The following is a 20349-nucleotide window of genomic DNA, read 5'->3' as shown; positions in this document are numbered from 1 at the left end:
CGTTTGTCACGCCGATTGTCACGAGGGGGATTGCCGCAAAGCCATGTGCGATCAGGGCTGCAGCAGTGTTAGAAGTGCCCGTCTCTTTCCAGAGAAAGAGACGGGCACAGGTTGGCGCAAGATTCGGCCAAGCGGATAGATTGCTGCAGGGCAGCGAGGTACGGAGTATCTGGCGCACGAGCGCTATGTGTGTAAGAGCATCCATCACATGGGTAGTGACCGGGCGAGCTGCCGGATGCTAATCGCCCTTGGGGAGAACCACCGCAGGAGCGGCGTGACCTTGAAGGTTCGGGTCACCTGGGGTGCTGTCATCGACAGCGCTTGCACGGCCAGTTCTACGCCTGTGGATAAACCCGGTCAAGGGTCGAAACTCCGGGCTGTTGAGGACAGGAAAAGCGGTTATTCTCCGGTGGAATTCCGTGGTAAATCCCGGACATCGTTGTGGCTTATAGCTCTTCAATGTGAGGTCCATCCAAACAGGGCGGCTTTGCAGCCCTGTTTGGATGGACCCGCGTGAAAGAGCAGCCAGCGCCGATCTTGCAGGCTCACCCGCGATTGAATGCGCCATGGCCATTTGGCAAAGCGGTGACGTTGTCGCCTACCGGATGGGCAAACTCATGCGGGGTGACATGGCCCGATCTGTTGGCATCGATGTAGTTACTCCACCACGCCATGATCAACCGACGCTGCTCCAGAAACTGGGCCTTGTGGATGTACGCAGCGCGCACGCGGTTACGCTCCTGATGACTCATCTGCCGCTCAATCGCCGCGTCCGTCCACAGCCCTGATTCGAGCAAGGCACTACAAGCCATGGTCCTGAAACCATGCCCGCAGACGTCCTTGGTGGTGTCGTAGCCCATATTGCGCAGCACCTGGTTAACCGTATTCTCCGACAAGGGTTTCCAGTACCTGTGGTCACCGGGCAACACCAGTTCAGAGAAGCGATTCAAGCTACGCAGCCGTTCAAGGATCTCGATGACTTGAGGCGACAGCGGCACTATCTGAATGTCCCCACTCATCTTGGTCCCGCGTGTGGAGTAGCGGACGCCTTCAATTGGCTTACGGGTATCAGGGATCTCCCACATCGCCCGTTGCAGGTCGAATTCATCCCACCGCGCAAAGCGCAGTTCGCTGGAGCGCACGAACACATGCAGCGTCAGCAGCACTGCGAGCCGAGTCAGCTCGCGACCGGTGTAGTTGTCGATTCTATCCAACAGTTCAGGAAGGCGGTTCAGCGAGAGAGCAGGACGGTGCACGGTGCGCGGGGCTTGAATCGAGCCCGCCAGATCGAGCGCCGGGTTTTGAGTGATCTGCCGCGCCCGCTTCGCTCCCCGCATGATCGTGGATAGATAGTTCTGCACTCGCAGCGCAACATCCATCGTGCCGCGATCCTTGATTCGCTGGGTGACCTCAAGCAGATCATGGGTGTCGAGTTCAGCGATAGGCCGCTGGCCGATCAGTGGAAATACATGCGTGCGCAACCTGCTAAGCACCGTCTTGGCATGGCTCTCAGTCCAGCGCCGGGACATTTCGACGTGCCACTCCAGGGCAACGGTTTCAAAGAGAAGGCTCGCCCGCTGAGCTGCGATCTTGGCCTTCTGCTTCTCTTCCATCGGATCAAGGTTGTCGAGCAACAGCGCCTTGGCCTCATCGCGCTTGGTCCTCGCAACGGCCAATGAAACGATAGGGTACTTGCCGATAATCAGCGTGCCTTCCTTGCCGTTGGGTTTGAAATACCGCAGCCGCCAAGTCTTCGAGCCACTGGGTGCGACGTACAGGTACATGCCCCCGCCGTCGAACAGTTTGTAGGCGCGATCACGCGGCTTGGCCGTGCGGCATTTGAGGTCACTGAGCGGAGTGGCTAGACGTGGCATAGGGGTACGTTCTCCATTCAGGAAAGACGCTGTACCCCAAAAATACCCCCGGTTATTGGGGATTTAGTTGGTTCCCGACGGAGGGTCGTGGAAACGAAAAACCGGCCATAAGGCCGGTTTAGGGGGCTTCCAAAGCATTCAGCGGAATGCAGTGGAGCTGGATGTGGTGCCGGAGACAGGAATCGAACCTGCGACCTTCGCGTTACGAGTGCGTTATGGAGCCTAACGAAATCGGGGAGATCCCAATAAACACTGGGCTTTAGCGTCTGGTTTTGTCTTTTGAGACACGTCCGTATAGTCTATTTTGCTGTCACCATGCTGTCACGGGCGCCCAGCTATGAAAACCAAGATCACGGCCAAGCTCCTTGCGAGTATCCACCCGCAGGATAAGCCCTACCGCATCCATGATACAGCTCAGCCCGGCCTGTCGATCAGGGTACTACCTAGTGGCCACTCCAGCTACATGGTGAGCTGGGGCAGGAATCAAGCCGCCACGTTGGGCAGGGTCGGCATGATGACGCTCGATCAGGCCAGGACGGAAGCGGCCAGGTGGCTGGCGGAAGCGCATGAGCACGGTGCCCCACTGGTCGCCACCAAGAACAAGCGCCGGGCCGCCCACACCCTGGCAAGCTACCTAACAGAGAGCTACTACCCCTGGCTGGAAACGCACCACAAGGCGCACCAGAAGACCCGGCACGCGATAGAACACAGCTTTGCTGCCCTGATGACCAAGCCCCTCTCAGACCTCAATCAGCGCGATCTGGAGGCTATGCGGGTGAAATGGCTGGCGTCGGGATTGAAAGATGCCACGGCCAACAGGAAGCTTGCAGCTCTCCGGGGCGCCCTCTCCAAGGCAGTGGAATGGGGCGTGATTGAAGATCATCCGATGACCAAGCTGAAGCCATTGCGCCTCGATACCCGTGGTCGGGTTCGATTCCTATCAGGGGAAGAGGAACTGCGACTGCGCAAAGCCCTGGGCGACCGCGAGGAGCGCATACGAGCCGAGCGCGACACCGCCAACAGATGGCGCCGAGACAGGAAGAAAGAAGAGCTGCCTAACTTGCGTGAATTCGCATTTGCCGATCACCTTAAACCTATGGCAATTATCAGCCTGAATACCGGGCTTCGCCGGGGTGAGCTGTTTAACTTAACTTGGGCGGACATTGATATTCAGCACAAGAACCTGACAGTAGTTGGTGAAGGCGCCAAATCCGATCAGACTCGACATATCCCTTTAAACGCCGAGGCCCTGGCAACCATCGAAGGCTGGAGAGAACAGTCATCAAGTTCTGATCTTGTATTCCCAAGCCAAACTGGCGGGCGTATGGACAACGTCAAAAAGTCATGGGATGCAGTATTGAAGGCGGCAGGCATTAGCGCATTCCGCTGGCACGACCTTCGACACACCTTCGCCTCAAAACTGGCAATGAAGGGCGTCCCGCTCAATACGATCCGGGATCTACTAGGGCATGCCGACCTCAAGATGACCCTGCGCTACGCGCACCTTGCGCCAGACAGCAAGGCGGCGGCGGTAGAACTGATCTAGCGCTTAACTCCTAAACTATCAGAGATATCGTCAAACTCCTTATCGGCTCCCATGTATCCGACGCCATCGTCGTCGTGAATAACCACCGCAGGGACTTTTACCTCAGGAGTTAACGATGAAACCGGGCGGCCAATGAATGACTCTACATCATCAAGCGTTAGGTCAGGGCAACACCCTTTCTCAGCGAGTTCTAAAGCACGAGATTTAATAAGATCCCAAGACAATCGAATCAACTTTCTTTTCGGAGTTACAAATATTGTCACCCCACTACTGGACTGTCTAAATCCGCCCCTTCCGGCTTTAGCATCTACCATTCTGTAATCGTAATCAGCGCTGCCTCCAATCTCGTAGACATTGAAGAATATATCTACGGCAGAATCCAGCACCGAGGCAATGCAGCTCTCCTCATGGCTCATCAAGCTAGGGGCGCAAAGTGCCAGATTGACGATTCGCTCACTCTCGCTCGGCGCCCACACAAGCGCCGACACCGCCGCAAGAGATTCCTCCCGCTGACCGCCATCGACCCTTCGGTCGCCAGCAAGCCGAGTGACAGCAGACTCGATCACGCCCGTGATTGACTGATGGCCTGATCTAGCCAATAGCTCGATAAGGAATTTCGTGCGCGGATCAAGTCGCAGCGTAAGGGCATCTGTCTTCTTTGGCGTCTTCTTGGCGGTCATTTCTTTCCCCTCTGAGGGCCTCAGTATACCCGTCAATCCATCCCATACAATTCAGAAAAATACTGCACATCATTTGACGTGCAGTATTTCTTCGGTATAGCCTTACTCCACTGGCGGAACCAATCAACTCGCCAGATGGAGAATGCAATGACTCAAGCGCACCACGTTCCACCCCTGGCTTTAGGGATCGAAGATGCAGCCCGCTCCATCGGAGTAGCTCGCTCAGCAATCTACGAAATCGTCGCACGAGGAGAGCTCCCTAGCTTCAAGATCGGGCGCCGGCGAATGATCCTGACGAAAGAGCTGGAGACGTACATCAACCGCGTGGCGGTGGAGAACGCCCGATGACCGTCCGCATTATCGGTAGTGCCCAGAAGATCCTGGGCACGCTTCACCTCCCGGCCAGCACCCGCCTGGTCGATCTGGAAACCCTGCGCCAGCTTGGCGCCCATCGTGTGGAGGTAATCGCAGCATGAGCAACGAACAAAGGGCGCTCGACGCTCGAGCAAAGCGGATCGCAGCAAAGAACGGCTATCGGGCGGAGCGCTCCGACAAGCCATATTCAGGGGACAACTACGGGGAGTTCATGCTGATTGAAGATGCGACAAACCGTATTGAGGCTGGCCACCGCTACGACATGGGTGCCGAGCAGATCATCGAGTTCTTCGAGGGTGACGCGGCATGAATCTGCGAATTGCGGAAATTGACGCCAAGCTGCTGATGGATGCTGGCACTTTCATGAACGTGGTCGCTGACCTGGTAAACGACAACGCCACCGAAGAAGACAGCGAAGGAAGTCCGTTCTTGAACGGCTATCGCCTGGCTGGGCTCATGAACGGGTTGAGGCTGGTCGCGCACAGCCTGTGCGAACGCAGTGAGAACCTGAGCGAGTTTATCTGGAAGGAAGAAGAGAAGGCCCAAGCGGCGTTGCAGCGCCGCAAGGGTCAAGACATGGCACGGGAATGCGATATCGGGGGCAAGTCTGGCACGCGCCGCGCAGCCTGACAACCCACCGCCCCATGCAGGGGGTCGATTTCAGATCGACCCCTTTGCGCCTGATTGTGAGTTCATGAATGGAATGCCTAGCCGCAAAACTACTTCGCCGTGGAGACATGGTGAGCATTGAGCGTGGGCAGCTCGTCATTCAACCGGCGAGCGGCAAGCCCGTGCCGCCTGAGTGGATCGCCGCCAATAGGACCGGGCTGTGTCGCGAGGCCCTGATGGCGGTGGGCATGGATGCGTTTGAGTACATCGGTTACTCCACTGGCCACTACGGCAAATCCCGGGTCGCCGGGGTGACGCTGCAGTTTGTCTCGGTGCTGTCTGGCCAGTCTGTCTACGCGGTGTTCAATGCTGATCTGACACGCCAGCGCACCACTGCCGCTGGTAAGGCTGGCGCCCTGCTACCAAAAGGGCAATTCCGTGTCGGCAAGCGCAGCCATTTCTACAAGTTCTGGCTGAGCACCGGCCTGCCCTTTCCACGGCGGCTGGCAGCTATGCACGATTACATGGGGAAGCTACGCAGCGTCGTGGTGACAGGATCGGTGACTGATGACCGATTCAAAGTCGGCAGTCTGGCACCTGTCAGTCTGACCGCAGAGCAATTCAGAGCAGCCGTTTTGCCGGACAACATCCGGACAATTTCCGGACAAGCGCCGGACAACTCCCGGACAAAAGTTCCGGACAAGGAAACCGCTACAGCCCAGGAATCATGCGGCCTACAGCCAAATCAAACTACGGGCGTTGCAAACCACGGAAACAAGGTAATCAGGATGTGCGGTAACAAGACCCTTTCCAATACCCCACAAGAGACACATAGAGCACCAGAAGATCAATCCGTCGATGAATGGCTTTCTCACTACGACTCGGCCTGAACCAAACATCGCGGCCCGCGACTTTTGCTCAATCCAGGCAGCGAGGCGACCAGATGACCGTTCATCGGAAATTCTCAAGCCTCAATGTCCCTACAGATACACCCATACACAATAGGACAGAGCCTCAATCAAGCGAACGGTAAGCCACTGTTTTGACAGGGAAAACAGGCCTATGGTGGGTACTCGAAAACCCCATCCACAGGACTTTTCCCTGATGAAACTTCACGAACTGCGCGAGAAGCGCACCACTGCCGTCGAGGGCATGAGAAAGCTGGTGGACACCGCTTCCGCTGCTGGCCGTGACCTGACCACCGACGAATCCACCCAGTTTGAAACCTTCAAGACCGAAGAGCGTTCGCTGGCCGACCAGATCACCCGCCACGAGCACCTGGCCGATCTGGAGAAGCGCACCGCCGCTCCCGCCGCCACCGACACCCCTGAGCACCTGGAGAAGCGCGTATCGGTCGTGCGTGTCCTGCGTGCGCAGATGGAGGGGCGTACTCTGGACGGCGCCGAGGCCGAGTATGCCAAAGAGGCCGAGCGCCGCACTGGTCGCAAGGCTGAGGGCGTATTCGTTCCGTTCGCCGCCCTGGAGCGCCGCGCCAACACCACCACGACCGCACCCGAGCTGGTGGGCACCGACCACCGGGCAGACCAATACATCGGCCCATTGCGCGAAAGCCTGCTGGCCCGCTCGCTGGGTATCCGCACCTTGACCGGCTTGATCGGCAATGTGTCGATTCCGAAGTACGGCAGCGGCCTGGAAACCGGCTGGGTCACTGAAGGCCAGGCCGTGCCCGAAGCCCAAATGTCGTTCGACAACGTCACCCTGACGCCGAAGCATTGCGGCGGCAAAACTGAAATGAGCCGCCAGTTGCTCCAGCAATCGGCGCCGGGTATCGAGCAGTTGGTGCGCGAAGACCTGGCCTTCCTCATCGCCCGCCAGATCGACCGCGCCATCATCAACGGCAGCGGCGCTGCTGGTGAACCGCTGGGCGTGCTGAACACCCCCGGCATCCAGACCGCTGCTCTGCCCAACACCTGGGCCGAGGTGCTGGCGCTGCTGGAGAAGCTGGATGACGTGAACATCACCAACGCCCGCTGGCTGACCACCGCCGCGATCCGCACCATCCTGGGCAGCACCGAGAAGGTGGCTGGATCGGGCAGCGGTTTCTTGTTCGACAACGGCATCCTGGCCAGTCTGGCGCTGGCGACTTCGAAGAACGTCCCGACTGGCAAGCTGATCCTGGGCGACTGGAGCCAGGTGATGCTGGGCGTCTGGAGCGAAATTGACCTGTTGGTCAACCCATTCGCTGAACCCGCCTACAGCCGTGGCGGTGTGCAGGTCCGTGCAATGGCCACCGTCGATACCGCTGTACGCCATCCCGAAGGCTTCGTCGTAGCGAGCGCACCGTGATGGAACGCCGAGCAGCCGTAAGCCTGGAACGCAAAGGCCGAACGCTGTTCGGCTATGCCGCCCGTTTCGGTGATCCAGCCCCCATTGGGGGTTTTACCGAAATCATCCTTCCGGGGGCTTTCAAGCGCTCCCTTGCAGGCCCAGCCGCCGCCAGCATCCGCGCCGTTTACGAGCACGACGATGCAGCCCTATTGGGCCGTGTCGGAGCTGGCACCCTGCGCCTTACTGAGGATGACGTGGGCCTTGCCTTCGAACTGGACCTGCCCGATACCAGCCTGGGCCGCGACCTGTCCGAGCTGGTGAAGCGTGGCGACGTAGCCGGGTGCTCATTCGGCTTCGTGCCGGTGAAGGAGGACTGGCAAGGCGAGGTGCGCAGCCTACAGGACGTGGACCTGCACGAAATCACGATCACCGCCACCCCGGCATATGCGAGCACCACCGTATCGGTGCGCAGCCGCAAGCCGCTGCTGGCGCTGACCAATGCCCGTCGATACCTTGAGTTCCTGGAGTGCATCCGGTGAAAAAGCTGTTCCGACTATTCACCCGCTCCGACAACAACACACCGGCATACGACCGGTACTTCGACCAATTCAGCCAGGCCAGCAATTCGGCGGGCGTGAATGTCACGGCACAATCGGCTGAGAGCATCAGCGCGGTTTATGGCTGCGTGAGTGCCATTGCCGAAACGGTGGCCAGCCTGCCGCTGGACGTGTACCGCCACTCCGATGACGGACGCGACAAGGCCCGCACCCACCCACTGTATGCCCTACTCCACGACGCGCCGAACGACTGGCAGACCGCTCTCGAATTCCGGGAGCAGTTGCAACGCCATGTTCTGCTGCGTGGCAATGGTTACGCCCGTATCCGCTGGAGTGGTGCCGGTCGCGTCCAAGCCCTGGAGCCTATCCACCCTGACAGCGTGTCGATCCTGCGCACGTCCACCAGTGAGCGCCTGGTCTACGAATACACCGACCGCCACGGCAAGCTGCAACGCCTGACTGCGGACGAAATGCTCCACCTGCGCTTCCACTCCGATGATGGTGTGCTCGGTCGCTCGCCAATTGCAGTGGCCCGCGACACTTTGGGCCTGGCCCTGGCTGAGCGTACCCACGGTGCCAAGATGTTCGAGCAGGGCACCAAGTTGTCGGGCGTGATCGAGACTCAAGCGGGCACCACCAAGCAGCAGGCAGGGGAGATCCGTGATAGCTGGGCGGCTGGCCAAGGTGGTGTGAGCAACCACGGCAAGACCGCCGTACTGCCGCAAGGTGCCACGTTCCGCACAGTGTCGATGACGTTGGAAGACAGTGAGTGGATCGAGTCGCGCAAGCTGTCGGTGATCGAGGTATGCCGCCTGTTCCGTTGCCCGCCTGTGATCGTGCAGAGCATGGAGTCTGCCAACTACAGCAACAGCGTGGAGCTGGCCCGCCAGTTCATCACCCTCACATTGCGCAGACATTTGGTCATGTGGGAGCAGGCCATCAACAAGACCATGCTGAGCAGTGGTTTCTTCTGTGAGCACAACGTGGAAGGTCTGCTGCGTGGCGATAGCGTCACCCGCGCCCAGTTCTATGACTACGCCATCAAGGATGGCTGGATGCTGCGCTCTGAGGTGCGCCGCATTGAGAATCTACCCACCGTCGAAGGTATTGATGATGTCCAAGCGACCCCGCCTCAAGATGCTGCAACCAAGACTCAAGGAAGCCCCAACACCCCTGGAAGCGATGCAGGCACGGGCGAAGGAGAAGAAGCGTGAACAGGTACAAGCCGAAGAAACGAACAGTCAGCCTCAATAGCGCCGCATGGAAGGAGTTGCGTGCCCAGGTGCTTGCAGAGGAACCACTGTGCCGCTGGTGCCTGGCCCGTGGCCTGTATGTGCCCAGCACTGACGTGGACCACATCAAGGACAGCCGCGAGGACTACAGCGATGACAACTGTCGAGAGAATCTGACTGCCATGTGCCGCGAGTGTCACTCCCTCAAGACTGCCCGCGACATGGGCAAGCGCGTGCATCTGGGCTGCGACGTGAATGGGATGCCCATCGACCCCGATCACCCGTGGAATCGGGAGGAAAAATCACCAGCAACCGCCGACAGCAAGACCGCCCCCGACCCTCTCTTTCATCGCTAACCGCAAAAAACGACCATGAAAACCCGCCGCCCCCGATCCGATAGCGCCAAGGCCGCCATAGCAGCGGCCCAGGCTGTCGCGCTTGGCCCTATCGCACCGCCTCCCCATGTCCGACTTCGTGCGCAGGATTGGCCGTTCTGGAACGCTGTGATACAGACGCGACCACGGGACACCTGGACCGATAACGATCTGGTACTGGCGGGAAACCTTGCGCGAACCAATGCGGATATCGAAGCGCTACAGCAGAGTATCGACGTGGACGGCTTTGTCGTTGACGGAAAGGCCAACCCCGCTTGCGCAATTCTAGACACCATGAGCCGTCGCGCAATCACCCTGTCCAGGCTCCTGCACATCCACGCGGCTGCCACCGTGGGGCGGTCTGAGGATGGCCGCAAATCCGCTGCGCTCGAGCGTGAGGCTCGGCAGCATGTGGATGACGACCTGATCCCGACCCTGAGCACGCTGCAATGACCCGCGCCGAAAAGATCGTCGCGTTCATCGAGCGCTATTGCGTGACGCCCGAAGGCGCAGACGTGGGCAAGCCGCTATGCCTGGCTGAGTTCCAGCGCCAGTTCATCCGCGACGTGTACGACAACCCGGTGGGCACTCGCCGGGCCATCCTCAGTGTGGCCAGGAAGAACGGCAAGTCGGGCCTGATCGCGGGCCTGCTGCTGGCGCACCTGGTCGGCCCCGAGGCGAAGCAAAACAGCCAGCTTGTGTCGGGTGCCATGAGCCGCGACCAAGCCGCCCTGGTGTTCAACCTGGCCGCCAAGATGGTTCAGCTATCGCCCGCCCTGTCGAAGATCGTCCGCATCGTGCCCAGCGGCAAGCGGCTGCTGGGGCTGAACCTGAACACCGAGTTCCGCGCCTTGGCCGCCGATGGCAAAACCGCGCATGGCCTTTCCCCGGTGCTGGCTATCCTGGACGAGATTGGCCAGATTCGCGGCCCGCAGTCCGACTTCGTGGACGCTATCACCACCAGCCAGGGCGCTCACTCGGCACCGCTGCTGATCGCCATCAGTACCCAGGCAGCCAACGACGCCGATCTGCTGAGCCAGTGGATTGACGACGCCCTGCGCAGCAATGACCCCAAGATCGTGTGCCGCCTGTACGCGGCGCCAGCGGGATGCGAACTGATGGACGAAGACGGCTGGCGAGCGGCCAACCCGGCCCTGGGCATCTTTCGGTCGGAGACAGACCTGCGAGAGCAGATGCAGCAAGCCGAGCGCATGCCGAGCATGAGCAACACCGCCCGCAACCTGCTGCTTAACCAGCGGGTCAGCCTCGACAGCCCATTCATCAGCCCTGACGTGTGGATGGCCTGCGACACCGCGCCTGACCCGTTCGAGGGCCTGGTCTATGCGGGCCTCGATCTGTCGGCCCGAACCGACCTGACGGCGCTGGTGCTGATCGGCAAGGTGGATGGCGTGTGGCAGGTCCGTCCGTACTTCTGGACGCCCGAGCAGGGCCTGTTCGACCGAGCGCAGAAGGACCGCGCCCCGTACGACATGTGGGTGCGCCAGGGATACATCCGCACCACGCCAGGCGCCACGGTTGACCTGGAAGCGGTGGCACTGGACATGGCCGAGATACTGAGCGACTGCGAGGTGGCGGCGATCGCCTATGACCGCTGGCGCATCGACGTGCTCAAGAAGGAACTGGAACGCCTGGGCCTGGAGCTGCCGCTGGTGCCACACGGGCAGGGTTTCCGCGACATGGCGCCAGCCCTCGACGCCCTAGAGGCTGAGCTGCTGAATGGTCGTATCGCCCACGGTGGCCACCCCGTACTGACCCTGTGCGCTGCCAACGCCGTGGCGGTGAAAGACCCCAGCGGCAACCGCAAGCTGGACAAGAGCCGTCGCACCGGCCGCATCGACGGCCTGCAGGCCCTGGCTATGGCGTTCGGCGCCGCCCAGGTGGCCGAGGCCCCTGCCGATCTTGATACCGAGGTATTTTTCGTATGACCACCGTGACCCTTGAAGAAGCCAAACTGCACATGCGCGTCGATCACGACGAGGAAGACGGCCACATCCTAGGCTTGATCGCTGCCGCCGAAACTCACGTCAGCAACTTTCTGGGAGACGGCTTACCCGATCCGATGCCCGCCCCGATCAAGGCTGCTGTACTGCTGCTGGTGGGCGACTTATACGAGAATCGGGAGCGCCAGGGCGACCGCACGCTGACCGAGGGCACCGCTTACGCGATGCTGCTGGCCCCGTATCGCTCGATGGCGGTGCTGTGATGCTGGCCGGTAAGCTGCGCTACCCGGTGACGATTGAACGCCCGGTGGACACCAGAACACCCGGCGGTGGGTTCATTCGTACCTGGGAGCCAGTGGGCCGGGAGTGGGCCGATATTGAGAGCATCAGCGGCAGCGAGTTCATGGCCGCCCAGGCGCCTCAGTCGCAGACCGTGTTCCGCATCCGCATCCGTTACCGCGACGACCTGGTATCGAGCTGGCGCCTACGCGAAGGGGCGAAGACCTACGAAATCACTGCCGTGCTGCCCGACGCTCGCCGCCGGCGAATCGAGCTCATGTGCAAGACAGGGCGTGCTTGAAGGGGGTAGCGTTTCACGACCCCATGGGGTGACGAATCACCACCCCACCCGACTCCTCAAAATTGAGGAGTCAGAACCGATCTGATCCCCCAGCGGGGGAAGACAATTCTGGCAGGCTGACAGAATTGATCGTCAACTCTCCCCATTGGGGGAAGTCTACCCCGTCGATCTGGCGGGCCAGGTCATGCCGGAAATTTTTCCTGCAAGTCATCCGGGAAAATCCCGCATGTCATTCATCTGAATGAGGTCTCCTCAAAATTGAGGGCATCTCTAGATGGTCCAGTTCTGGACCATGGCTCGGTTCTGAGCCATCCAGACTTCAAATCCACATGGGGTTTGCAGCGCACGTAGTTTGAATACGCTACAGGCCGCATGGCGCATGGCCTGGAGCGAAAACCTTGTGCCCTGATATTGTGCCTTCATGAACACCAATCGGCTCTCGATTCTGGCTCTGTGTATGGGTTCGCGACACACGTAGTTAGATATCGCTGCAAGCCGTATGGCGCCTGGGCTGGAGCCGATTCCTTGTCCGGCGTTCTTGTCCGGGAGTTGTCCGGCAAAACAACGCCAAACGTTCTTTTGGCCAAGCGTACGCCTGGCGTCCGGCTGCTTGTTCCGACGAATTTCGTCGATACAAACCTGTCTCTGAGACACTTTTGGATTTGAAATCCAGAACTCAGAACCGACTAGGTTCCACCTGGGTTCCACTACGAAATTTTCGTAGTAGGTCGGGACGCTTTTCGTACCAACCCCAATTCGTACGGAAAGCGTACGTAGTCAACGGGCGCAGCACTGCGCTGGTCTGAATACGGGAAATTCCCGTAATACCGGGTATTCCGACAAAACCGGCGAATCGCCGGTTTGACCCAGGCCGCGCCACGAAACCCGACACCGCCATTTTGTGGCGCCCACGAAAAAGCCCCGCCAGATCGTCTCTGTGCGGGGCTTCTCTTTGCTGTCACCCTGCTGTCACACCATTCACTGCTGTCACGGTGATTTGGCTGGATACCTTGTATTTACTGGTGCCGGGGATAGGAATCGAACCTACGACCTTCGCGTTACGAGTGCGCTGCTCTACCGACTGAGCTACACCGGCGTGTAGCGCAACGTACCACTGCTCGCACCCGTTACGCAAACCCCTGTTTCCGCTAGTTTATTGCCCCACCCTCAAGGCGCCTTGCACCCCTTCGGCGCCAGGTCTTCCTCGATGTTGGTCGTACACGCCCACCCAGTAGCCGAACGCGTCAGGGTCAGTGCTTTGTCGAGCACAGTGGCCGGCGCATCCACCAGCTTACAAACGATGCTCCCAGTGCCGTCCGCCGCCTTGCCACTAGCCGTGATCGCACAGTGCGCCGTCGCCGGCTGGCCACCCAACGTGGCCACATCCGCAACATCCTTCCCGTCATTCAACCGCAGGTCCATCGCCGTCTTCAGCGCGCTGATCTCCAGCAGCCCAGCCGCGGCCTTGGAGCGTGACTGGTGGTTGGTGTACATCGGTAAGGCGATGGTCGCCAGAATGCCGATGATCGCGACGACGATCATCAGTTCGATCAGGGTAATACCGCGTTGCCCTTTCATGAACGTTTTCCTTTTTGATACGCGTACTCGTTGAGGTCAGGCTCGACCCCGGCTGGCAGCGGCGCAGTAGGCCTGAACAGACACCTTTTGTCACCCCTGCCCGCTCGGGCGTCGTCTTCGCTGAACTACTCTAGTGAGCATCTCGGACGCACGCCCTTGCATGGGCGCGGCAAGCTGTTTCCAGGCTTGTCGCACGGGCAGAAAAAGGACCTTTGCATGACCCAATCCACACTCCTCTACACCTGGCACGGCACCGACGCCAACGGCGCGCCGGTCAGCGGGCAAACGTCCGGGCGCAGCCCGGCTTATGTGCGTGCCGGGCTTATTCGCCAGGGCATCAAGGTCGCCAGTTTGCGGCCTGCCGGTGGGCTGACGTTCAGTTTGCCGAAACGGCGGGCAAAGGCTGACCCGGCGGGGTTCAGCCGGCAGTTGGCGACCTTGCTCAAGGCCGGGGTGCCGCTGCTGCAGGCGTTCGAGGTGATGGGGCGCAGTGGCTGTGATGCGGCGCAGGCGGCATTGCTGGATAGATTGAAACAGGATGTGGCCTCGGGCCTGGGGCTGGCAGATGCGTTGCAGCGCCACCCGGGCTGGTTCGATGCGTTGTACTGCAACCTGGTGCGGGTGGGTGAGCAGTCCGGCACGCTCGACCGGCAGTTGGAACAGCTGGCAGGCATGCTGGAGCAGCGTCGCGTGCTGCACAAGAAGGTGCGCAAGGCGATGATCTACCCGTTGCTGCTGTTGCTGACGGGGCTGGGGGTATCGGCGATCTTGCTGCTGGAGGTGATTCCGAAGTTCGAGAGTATGTTCTCGGGCATGGGCGTGGCGTTGCCGGCATTTACCCAATGGGTGATCGACTTGTCCACAGGGCTGAGCCGGTTTGCGCCGCTGTTGCTGGTGATGGGTGTGGTGCTGGGTGTTGCCATGCGCCAGCTCTACCGGCAGCACGCGCCAGCGCGCCTGTGGATATCTCGCCGGGTGCTGGGTTTGCCGGTGTTCGGCACGCTGCTGGGGCAGGCGGCGCTGGCGCGCTTTGCGCGCAGCCTGGCAACGTCCTACTCCGCTGGGGTGCCGTTGCTGGATGCGCTGGGCACGGTGGCCAGGGTCAGTGGTGGCGACCTGCATGAACAGGCGGTGTTGCGGCTGCGCCAGGGCATGGCCAATGGGCAGGGGCTGCACCAGGCGATGGCCGCTGAGCCGCTGTTTCCGCCGCTGCTGGTGCAACTGACGGCCATCGGGGAATCCAGCGGCACGCTGGACCAGATGCTGGAAAAAGCCGCCAGCCATTACGAGGAACAGGTCAGCCAGGCGCTGGACCAGTTGACCAGCCTGCTGGAGCCGGCCATCGTGCTGGTCCTGGGCCTGCTGGTGGGCGGCCTGGTGGTGGCGATGTACCTGCCGATCTTCCAGTTGGGTAGCTTGATCTGAACATGACTTTATGGACTTTGCTGGCTGAGCAGCCGGCGTACTTTCTCACCCTGGCCACGGTGCTCGGCCTGCTGGTGGGCAGTTTTCTCAATGTGCTGGTGTACCGCCTGCCGATCATGCTGGAGCGGCAATGGCAGCGTGAGGCGCAGGAAATGCTGGAATTGCCGATCACGCCGCACGAGCGTTTCGACCTGTGGCTACCCGCGTCGCGCTGCCCGCATTGCGCGCATCGAATTCGCGCGTGGGAGAACATTCCGGTCATCAGCTACCTGGCCTTGCGCGGGCGTTGTTCAGCCTGCAAAACCCGCATCAGCCCGCGCTACCCGTTGGTGGAGGTGGCCAGCGCGCTGCTGTCGCTAGTGGTGGCCTGGCGCTTTGGTGCTTCGCCCGAGGCCTTGCTGGCGCTGCCGCTGACTTGGTGCCTGCTGGCCCTGAGCCTGATCGATGCCGAGCACCAGTTGCTGCCGGATGCGCTGGTGCTGCCGATGCTGTGGCTGGGGCTGATCGTCAACGCCTTCGACCTCTATGTCCCGCTGACCAGCGCGCTGTGGGGTGCGGTGGCCGGGTACCTCAGCCTTTGGACGGTGTATTGGCTGTTCAAGCTGGTCACTGGCAAGGAAGGCATGGGCTATGGCGACTTCAAGCTGATGGCGCTGATCGGGGCCTGGGGTGGCTGGCAGGTGTTGCCGTTGACCTTGCTGTTGTCGTCAGTGGTTGGGGCGCTGGCTGGGCTGTGCCTGCTGCGTCTGCGCCGGCATGCCATGGGTACGGCGATCCCGTTCGGCCCCTATCTGGCGATTGCGGGGTGGATTGCCGTGCTCTGGGGTGATGAAATATACGCTACATACACACAACTGCTTGGATTCTGATGACCACTGCGGCCTTTACCCCCTGGATTCTCGGCCTGACCGGCGGCATTGGTAGCGGCAAGAGCGCCGCTGCCGAGCGTTTCGTCGAGCTTGGCGTGCACCTGGTCGATGCCGACCAGGCGGCGCGTTGGGTTGTCGAACCTGGCCGCCCGGCCCTGGCCAGCATCGTCGAGCGCTTCGGCGCCGGCGTGCTGCAGGCGGACGGCCAACTCGATCGTGCAGCCCTGCGCCAGCTGATCTTCGCCGACCCGGCGCAGCGCAAATGGCTGGAGCAATTGCTGCACCCGCTGATAGGGCAGGAGATTTTCAGCTACCTGGCCAAGGCGGAGTCGCCGTATGCGGTGTATGTGTCGCCGCTGCTGATCGAGTCGGGCCAGTACCAGAAGACCCAGCGGGTGCTGGTGATCGATGCGCCGCAGGAGCTGCAGGTGGCGCGTACCCTGGCGCGTGACAACACCAGCGCCGAGCAGGTGCAGGCCATTCTCAAGGCCCAGCTGGCCCGCGAGGAGCGCCTGCGCCATGCCGATGATGTGGTGGTCAATGACGGCGACCTGGCCGCGCTGCATGAGCAGATTGACCGCCTGCACCACTTTTACCTGACTTTACGAGGAGGCCAGCCATGAGCCAGCCATTGACCGTCGATTGCCCGACCTGTGGCGCACCTGTGGAATGGAACGAGAAAAGTCCGTTCCGGCCATTCTGTTCGGACCGTTGCAAACTGATCGACCTTGGGGCCTGGGCGGCGGAAGAGCACAAGATTCCGGGGGCGGAAGAGTCCGAGGACGAGCTGTACTCGGGGGACCTGGAGCCGCGGCATTGATCCGATAGCCAAGTGGCTGTGCGGGCCTCTTCGCGGGCATGCCCGCTCCCACAGGCAACCCCACAAGCCTCAAGACTGGCGCGGTACCTGTAGGAGCGGCCTTGTGTCGCGATGGGCCGCAAAGCGGCCCCCGATTTCAGCGTTAACTCAAAGATCGCCGGGGCTGCTCGGGCCTGGTTACTTATCGATCATCCTCCTTCCACGGCGCCTGCAGATACCGCGTGCGGTTGAAGGTTTCCAGCCACTCCGGGCAAAACACCACCAGCGCGCTGATCACCGTGCCGTTGATGAACGCTTCGGGGAACATCATCAGCCACAGGTAGCCGACAAAATCGCTGAGCCACTCCGGCATGGCGAAGCGCCCGTCCAGCCACAACAGCCCCAGCGCGGTCGACAGGCAGGCCAGCACGGTCAATGCCGCCGGAAAGAACCCTGAACAGAAGATATACACAAACAGGTTACGCGGCTGGGCGCGCTCGACCCCTATCGCGCACGCCTCGGCTATCAGCACCGGCAGGCCAACCAGCAACAAGCCATTCACCCCAAGCGCCGCCAGGTCCTGGCGCCCCAGCGCCAGCAAGCCGAGCTGGGCCATGAATCCGCCCAGCACCGCCAGTGGCCAGTCCAGCAACAGCGTGACCGCCGTCATGCCAATGAAGTGGTACGACACCCCGGTATCGAAATCGCGCCGCACCAACCACAAGGCAAACAGGCAGAACACCGTGCCAAACAGCAGATGCTGGCGGCGCCGGTCAGTGAACAGCTCAACCCAGCGCACCTGGCTGACCGCCCAGATCAGCAACGGCACATATCCCAGCCAGCCAAGCGTAAGGGTGGTGCCGGACAACACCTGCGCGCTGATCACCTGACGAATGCCCCTTACTGCCATGTGGATAAAGCCGAGTCTACACCCATTCTCGGTTTCATCTGGCAGGGGTAGCGCAACAGTGCGCCGGTACCGGGCTGATTCCTGCGCACAAACAGCATCTTATCGTCATCGATTAGCGGCTAAGCTTGTCTGCATGGATGACTCAGACTACCTGCGCCTGCTTACCATCCAGGCGGAACAAGCCAATGCCTTTCTCTCCAACGCCCGCAAGTGGGAGCGGGAGCGTTGGGTGTGCCAACGCCTGTTGCAGGGGCTGAACATCCCCTACCGCAGCGAGGACTTCACCCCGGCCGGGCAAGAACCGCCAGACGTACTGTTCCGCGACGCGGCGTTCGAGGTGTTTTTCGTGCTCGACGAGGGCCGCCGGCTCAACGACGAATGGCGCGAAGAACTGCAGCGCCGGCGCAGTGCATTCTCCCTGGCGCAGCTGGTACGCCGCGAAGCGCGCCCGCGGCGCATCAGTGCCACCGAGCTGCTGGGGCGGCTGGCGCCGACCTTGCGCAAGAAGGCGCACAACTACCGGGAACGCGGGCTGGAGCTGAACGAGCTGGACATCATTGCCTTCGCCAGCCTCAAGCGCGAAGTGCTCGACCTCAATACCCACTTCCCGCCGCCCACCGAATACCTGCGCCAGGGCTGGCGCTCGCTGTCGCTGGTCGGGCCGACCTTTGCCCGGGTGCTGTTCGCCCACCCCGACGCGCCGGACTTCCTGCGCGGCAACCTGGGCCGCAGCATTGTCTTCGACGTGGGCATCAGTCTTTGATCCAGTGCAGCGAATGTTTGCGATGGCGTACACTCGGCGCCAGATATAGAAAGCATTATCATTTGTTTCAAGCGCTTGCGTGAACGCTGTAGCGTTTACGCAGTCACAAACGTCTACCTGACGAGGCCCTACCATGACCAGCCGCCTGAATCCGGAAGATCAGCGTCGTGTCGATGAGTATCTGCGAGCCCCCCAGCACCAAGTCGAGCGCAGGCCCTTCCGGCCGTGGCTGCTCCTTGTGCTGGTGGTGGCCGTGACCATCGGGTTGGGTCTCATCAGCCGCCTGCTCAGTGGACTGGTGCTATGAGCTGCTTCGCGCTCGCCCTCCCATCGTGCAGTTTGCGGCCGGCCCCCGGGGCCACGAATTCCGTAAACCTTATGAGATATCCCCATGACTCATCGCATCGTGATTGTCGGCGGCGGCGCCGGCGGCCTGGAACTGGCGACCCGCCTGGGTAAAAGCCTGGGCAAGCGCAAGCAGGCCGAGATCACCCTGGTCGACGCCAACCTCACGCACATCTGGAAGCCCCTGCTGCACGAAGTGGCCGCCGGCTCGCTGAACTCCTCGGAAGACGAACTGAACTACGTGGCCCAGGCCAAGTGGAACCACTTCAACTTCCAGCTGGGGCGCATGAGCGGCCTGGACCGTGAAGGCAAACAGATTCAACTGGCCGCCACCCTCGACGAAGAGGGCCGCGAGCTGCTGCCAGCGCGCACCCTGGGCTACGACACCCTGGTCATTGCCGTGGGTTCCAACACCAACGACTTCGGCACCCTGGGCGCGGCGCAGCACTGCCTGTTCCTCGACACCCGTAAGCAGGCCGAGCGTTTCCACCAGCAGTTGCTTAACCACTACCTGCGTGCCCATGCCGGTGATGTGGCGAGCGAGAAGATCAGCGTGGCCATCGTCGGCGCCGGTGCCACCGGTGTGGAACTGGCCGCCGAGCTGCATCACGCGGCACACGAACTGGCGGCCTATGGCCTGGACCGCATCCAGCCCAAGGACATGCACATCACCATTATCGAGGCGGGCCCGCGCGTGTTGCCGGCGCTGCCAGAGCGTATCAGCGTGCCGGTGCACAAGACCCTGGAAAAGCTTGGGGTGAAGGTGATGACCAACGCTGCCGTCAGTGAAGTGACCGAGGATGGCCTGAAAACCAAGGATGGTGAAGTGATCCAGGCCAGCCTGAAGGTGTGGGCGGCCGGTATCCGTGCGCCGGGTTTCCTCAAGGACATCGATGGCCTGGAAACCAACCGCATCAACCAGTTGGTGGTGCGCCCTACCCTGCAGACCACGCGCGACGACAATATCTTTGCCTTCGGTGACTGCGCCGCCTGCCCGCAACCGGGTAGCGACCGCAACGTGCCGCCACGTGCCCAGGCGGCGCACCAGCAAGCTTCGATGCTGGCGCAGAGCTTGAAGGCGCGGCTGGAGAACAAGGCGCTGCCGACCTATGAGTACAAGGACTACGGTTCGCTGGTGTCGCTGTCGCGCTTCTCGGCGGTGGGCAACCTGATGGGTAACCTGATGGGCAGCGTGAAGCTGGAGGGCTGGCTGGCGCGGATGTTCTACGTGTCGCTGTACCGGATGCACCAGATGGCGTTGTACGGGTTCTTCCGTACGGCGTTGATGATGCTGGGTAGCAAGATTGGCCGGGGTACCGAGCCGCGCCTGAAACTGCACTGACAGACACCAGCATGCCCTGTGGGAGCGGGTTCACCCGCGAATGCGATGGTGAACCTGCTGCCGCATTCGCGGGTGAACCCGCTCCCACACAGGGCTTTGTAGGCCCAAGAGCGCATTCTTGTGGGATAAATTCAACGCAAAAAAAAGGGCATCTCATGCGAGATGCCCTTTTTTCGTGGTGGGGCGTGTAGGATTTGAAACTACGACCAATTGGTTAAAAGACAATTGGGATCTAAGCCGA

At 61.0% G+C, this 20349-nt stretch carries 25 protein-coding genes and 1 tRNA gene; 21 read left to right on the top strand and 5 right to left on the bottom strand.

Annotated elements, in window-relative coordinates; translation table 11 throughout:
- Positions 1 to 545: 545 nt before the first annotated feature.
- A complete protein-coding gene (locus B2790_RS21400; protein ID WP_286919688.1) occupies positions 546 to 1874 on the bottom strand; it encodes a tyrosine-type recombinase/integrase in 1329 nt (442 codons plus the stop codon).
- Positions 1875 to 2211: 337 nt separating this feature from the next.
- Here B2790_RS21400 and B2790_RS21395 point away from each other — a divergent pair, with 337 nt between their 5' ends.
- Positions 2212 to 3420, top strand: a complete 1209-nt coding sequence (locus B2790_RS21395; protein WP_286919687.1) for a site-specific integrase — start codon at positions 2212 to 2214, stop codon at positions 3418 to 3420.
- On the opposite strand, the gene B2790_RS21390 is transcribed toward B2790_RS21395, so the two are convergent.
- Positions 3417 to 4100: a hypothetical protein gene (locus B2790_RS21390; RefSeq protein ID WP_173887201.1), complete on the bottom strand. Its 684-nt coding sequence runs from the start codon at positions 4098 to 4100 to the stop codon at positions 3417 to 3419. The genes B2790_RS21395 and B2790_RS21390 overlap by 4 nt on opposite strands.
- A 147-nt stretch (positions 4101 to 4247) precedes the next feature.
- Between B2790_RS21390 and B2790_RS21385 the strand changes: the two genes are divergently transcribed.
- The 13 genes from B2790_RS21385 (at position 4248) to B2790_RS21325 (ending at position 12077) form a co-directional block, all read left to right on the top strand.
- Positions 4248 to 4448 (top strand): helix-turn-helix domain-containing protein, encoded by a 201-nt coding sequence (locus tag B2790_RS21385; RefSeq protein ID WP_286919686.1) that lies wholly within the window; start codon positions 4248 to 4250, stop codon positions 4446 to 4448.
- Positions 4445 to 4576 carry a hypothetical protein gene (locus B2790_RS21380; protein WP_286919685.1) on the top strand — a complete coding sequence of 44 codons (132 nt, stop codon included), beginning with the start codon at positions 4445 to 4447 and terminating at the stop codon, positions 4574 to 4576. The genes B2790_RS21385 and B2790_RS21380 overlap by 4 nt, the downstream gene beginning before the upstream one ends.
- Positions 4573 to 4785 carry a hypothetical protein gene (locus tag B2790_RS21375; RefSeq protein ID WP_173887204.1) on the top strand — a complete coding sequence of 71 codons (213 nt, stop codon included), beginning with the start codon at positions 4573 to 4575 and terminating at the stop codon, positions 4783 to 4785. Before B2790_RS21380 ends, B2790_RS21375 begins: the two co-directional genes overlap by 4 nt.
- Positions 4782 to 5105 carry a hypothetical protein gene (locus B2790_RS21370; protein WP_286919684.1) on the top strand — a complete coding sequence of 108 codons (324 nt, stop codon included), beginning with the start codon at positions 4782 to 4784 and terminating at the stop codon, positions 5103 to 5105. The genes B2790_RS21375 and B2790_RS21370 overlap by 4 nt, the downstream gene beginning before the upstream one ends.
- A 107-nt stretch (positions 5106 to 5212) precedes the next feature.
- On the top strand, positions 5213 to 5974 hold the full coding sequence (locus B2790_RS21365; protein ID WP_286919710.1) for a hypothetical protein: 762 nt from the start codon (positions 5213 to 5215) through the stop codon (positions 5972 to 5974).
- 214 nt (positions 5975 to 6188) lie between these two features.
- Positions 6189 to 7391 carry a phage major capsid protein gene (locus B2790_RS21360; RefSeq protein WP_286919683.1) on the top strand — a complete coding sequence of 401 codons (1203 nt, stop codon included), beginning with the start codon at positions 6189 to 6191 and terminating at the stop codon, positions 7389 to 7391.
- A complete protein-coding gene (locus B2790_RS21355) occupies positions 7391 to 7912 on the top strand; it encodes an HK97 family phage prohead protease (protein WP_286919682.1) in 522 nt (173 codons plus the stop codon). Before B2790_RS21360 ends, B2790_RS21355 begins: the two co-directional genes overlap by 1 nt.
- A complete protein-coding gene (locus B2790_RS21350) occupies positions 7909 to 9144 on the top strand; it encodes a phage portal protein (protein ID WP_173887214.1) in 1236 nt (411 codons plus the stop codon). Before B2790_RS21355 ends, B2790_RS21350 begins: the two co-directional genes overlap by 4 nt.
- Positions 9141 to 9518: an HNH endonuclease gene (locus tag B2790_RS21345; RefSeq protein WP_173887216.1), complete on the top strand. Its 378-nt coding sequence runs from the start codon at positions 9141 to 9143 to the stop codon at positions 9516 to 9518. Before B2790_RS21350 ends, B2790_RS21345 begins: the two co-directional genes overlap by 4 nt.
- Before the next feature lie 15 nt (positions 9519 to 9533).
- On the top strand, positions 9534 to 9989 hold the full coding sequence (locus B2790_RS21340; protein WP_161892062.1) for a TerS protein: 456 nt from the start codon (positions 9534 to 9536) through the stop codon (positions 9987 to 9989).
- Positions 9986 to 11482, top strand: coding sequence for a terminase large subunit (locus B2790_RS21335; protein WP_286919681.1), 1497 nt, complete (start codon positions 9986 to 9988; stop codon positions 11480 to 11482). The genes B2790_RS21340 and B2790_RS21335 overlap by 4 nt, the downstream gene beginning before the upstream one ends.
- A complete protein-coding gene (locus tag B2790_RS21330; RefSeq protein ID WP_286919680.1) occupies positions 11479 to 11760 on the top strand; it encodes a head-tail connector protein in 282 nt (93 codons plus the stop codon). Before B2790_RS21335 ends, B2790_RS21330 begins: the two co-directional genes overlap by 4 nt.
- Positions 11760 to 12077 carry a phage head closure protein gene (locus tag B2790_RS21325; RefSeq protein ID WP_422662681.1) on the top strand — a complete coding sequence of 106 codons (318 nt, stop codon included), beginning with the start codon at positions 11760 to 11762 and terminating at the stop codon, positions 12075 to 12077. Before B2790_RS21330 ends, B2790_RS21325 begins: the two co-directional genes overlap by 1 nt.
- 1020 nt (positions 12078 to 13097) lie before the next feature.
- Here the strand turns inward: B2790_RS21325 and B2790_RS21320 are convergent.
- A tRNA-Thr gene (locus B2790_RS21320) sits at positions 13098 to 13173 on the bottom strand.
- Positions 13174 to 13244: 71 nt separating this feature from the next.
- A complete protein-coding gene (locus tag B2790_RS21315) occupies positions 13245 to 13655 on the bottom strand; it encodes a pilin (protein WP_286919678.1) in 411 nt (136 codons plus the stop codon).
- Between the two features lie 216 nt (positions 13656 to 13871).
- On the opposite strand from B2790_RS21315, the gene B2790_RS21310 reads away from it, so the two are divergent.
- Genes B2790_RS21310 through yacG form a run of 4 tightly spaced genes read left to right on the top strand, consistent with a single transcriptional unit; the run spans position 13872 to position 16769 of the window.
- Positions 13872 to 15080 carry a type II secretion system F family protein gene (locus B2790_RS21310; RefSeq protein WP_286919677.1) on the top strand — a complete coding sequence of 403 codons (1209 nt, stop codon included), beginning with the start codon at positions 13872 to 13874 and terminating at the stop codon, positions 15078 to 15080.
- Positions 15081 to 15082: 2 nt separating this feature from the next.
- Complete coding sequence (locus B2790_RS21305) at positions 15083 to 15949, top strand: prepilin peptidase (RefSeq protein ID WP_286919676.1); 867 nt, start codon at positions 15083 to 15085, stop codon at positions 15947 to 15949.
- Entirely contained in the window at positions 15949 to 16572 is a 624-nt protein-coding gene (gene coaE, locus B2790_RS21300; protein WP_112251900.1) for a dephospho-CoA kinase, read from the top strand. The genes B2790_RS21305 and coaE overlap by 1 nt, the downstream gene beginning before the upstream one ends.
- Positions 16569 to 16769, top strand: coding sequence for a DNA gyrase inhibitor YacG (yacG, locus tag B2790_RS21295; RefSeq protein ID WP_003260624.1), 201 nt, complete (start codon positions 16569 to 16571; stop codon positions 16767 to 16769). Before coaE ends, yacG begins: the two co-directional genes overlap by 4 nt.
- A 181-nt stretch (positions 16770 to 16950) precedes the next feature.
- Here yacG and B2790_RS21290 read toward each other — a convergent pair whose 3' ends face one another.
- Positions 16951 to 17658: an energy-coupling factor ABC transporter permease gene (locus B2790_RS21290; protein ID WP_286919675.1), complete on the bottom strand. Its 708-nt coding sequence runs from the start codon at positions 17656 to 17658 to the stop codon at positions 16951 to 16953.
- Between the two features lie 133 nt (positions 17659 to 17791).
- Here B2790_RS21290 and B2790_RS21285 point away from each other — a divergent pair, with 133 nt between their 5' ends.
- The 3 genes from B2790_RS21285 (at position 17792) to B2790_RS21275 (ending at position 20108) form a co-directional block, all read left to right on the top strand.
- Entirely contained in the window at positions 17792 to 18421 is a 630-nt protein-coding gene (locus B2790_RS21285; RefSeq protein ID WP_013970766.1) for a DUF1780 domain-containing protein, read from the top strand.
- A 133-nt stretch (positions 18422 to 18554) separates the two neighbouring features.
- Positions 18555 to 18728 carry a DUF3094 family protein gene (locus tag B2790_RS21280; protein WP_013970765.1) on the top strand — a complete coding sequence of 58 codons (174 nt, stop codon included), beginning with the start codon at positions 18555 to 18557 and terminating at the stop codon, positions 18726 to 18728.
- Positions 18729 to 18812: 84 nt separating this feature from the next.
- The gene (locus tag B2790_RS21275; RefSeq protein ID WP_025337608.1) at positions 18813 to 20108 is read left to right on the top strand and encodes an NAD(P)/FAD-dependent oxidoreductase; all 1296 of its coding nucleotides are present in this window, start codon (positions 18813 to 18815) and stop codon (positions 20106 to 20108) included.
- The last annotated feature ends 241 nt before the right edge of the window (positions 20109 to 20349 follow it).

Source organism: Pseudomonas sp. UBA6753, from assembly GCF_002453565.1.
GTDB classification, from domain to species: domain Bacteria; phylum Pseudomonadota; class Gammaproteobacteria; order Pseudomonadales; family Pseudomonadaceae; genus Aquipseudomonas; species Aquipseudomonas putida_Z.
This window is presented reverse-complemented; position numbering and strand designations above follow the sequence as displayed.

Coding starts and splice junctions, on each gene's coding strand:
- B2790_RS21290 (WP_286919675.1), bottom strand. CDS start 17,658: ATGGCAGTAAGGGGCATTCGTCAGGTGATCAGCGCGCAGGTGTTGTCC.
- B2790_RS21360 (WP_286919683.1), top strand. CDS start 6,189: ATGAAACTTCACGAACTGCGCGAGAAGCGCACCACTGCCGTCGAGGGC.
- B2790_RS21285 (WP_013970766.1), top strand. CDS start 17,792: ATGGATGACTCAGACTACCTGCGCCTGCTTACCATCCAGGCGGAACAA.
- B2790_RS21375 (WP_173887204.1), top strand. CDS start 4,573: ATGAGCAACGAACAAAGGGCGCTCGACGCTCGAGCAAAGCGGATCGCA.
- coaE (WP_112251900.1), top strand. CDS start 15,949: ATGACCACTGCGGCCTTTACCCCCTGGATTCTCGGCCTGACCGGCGGC.
- B2790_RS21335 (WP_286919681.1), top strand. CDS start 9,986: ATGACCCGCGCCGAAAAGATCGTCGCGTTCATCGAGCGCTATTGCGTG.
- B2790_RS21330 (WP_286919680.1), top strand. CDS start 11,479: ATGACCACCGTGACCCTTGAAGAAGCCAAACTGCACATGCGCGTCGAT.
- B2790_RS21355 (WP_286919682.1), top strand. CDS start 7,391: ATGGAACGCCGAGCAGCCGTAAGCCTGGAACGCAAAGGCCGAACGCTG.
- B2790_RS21365 (WP_286919710.1), top strand. CDS start 5,213: ATGGTGAGCATTGAGCGTGGGCAGCTCGTCATTCAACCGGCGAGCGGC.
- B2790_RS21390 (WP_173887201.1), bottom strand. CDS start 4,100: ATGACCGCCAAGAAGACGCCAAAGAAGACAGATGCCCTTACGCTGCGA.
- B2790_RS21395 (WP_286919687.1), top strand. CDS start 2,212: ATGAAAACCAAGATCACGGCCAAGCTCCTTGCGAGTATCCACCCGCAG.
- B2790_RS21370 (WP_286919684.1), top strand. CDS start 4,782: ATGAATCTGCGAATTGCGGAAATTGACGCCAAGCTGCTGATGGATGCT.
- B2790_RS21380 (WP_286919685.1), top strand. CDS start 4,445: ATGACCGTCCGCATTATCGGTAGTGCCCAGAAGATCCTGGGCACGCTT.
- B2790_RS21305 (WP_286919676.1), top strand. CDS start 15,083: ATGACTTTATGGACTTTGCTGGCTGAGCAGCCGGCGTACTTTCTCACC.
- B2790_RS21340 (WP_161892062.1), top strand. CDS start 9,534: ATGAAAACCCGCCGCCCCCGATCCGATAGCGCCAAGGCCGCCATAGCA.
- B2790_RS21275 (WP_025337608.1), top strand. CDS start 18,813: ATGACTCATCGCATCGTGATTGTCGGCGGCGGCGCCGGCGGCCTGGAA.
- B2790_RS21325 (WP_422662681.1), top strand. CDS start 11,760: ATGCTGGCCGGTAAGCTGCGCTACCCGGTGACGATTGAACGCCCGGTG.
- B2790_RS21400 (WP_286919688.1), bottom strand. CDS start 1,874: ATGCCACGTCTAGCCACTCCGCTCAGTGACCTCAAATGCCGCACGGCC.
- B2790_RS21385 (WP_286919686.1), top strand. CDS start 4,248: ATGACTCAAGCGCACCACGTTCCACCCCTGGCTTTAGGGATCGAAGAT.
- B2790_RS21280 (WP_013970765.1), top strand. CDS start 18,555: ATGACCAGCCGCCTGAATCCGGAAGATCAGCGTCGTGTCGATGAGTAT.
- yacG (WP_003260624.1), top strand. CDS start 16,569: ATGAGCCAGCCATTGACCGTCGATTGCCCGACCTGTGGCGCACCTGTG.
- B2790_RS21315 (WP_286919678.1), bottom strand. CDS start 13,655: ATGAAAGGGCAACGCGGTATTACCCTGATCGAACTGATGATCGTCGTC.
- B2790_RS21310 (WP_286919677.1), top strand. CDS start 13,872: ATGACCCAATCCACACTCCTCTACACCTGGCACGGCACCGACGCCAAC.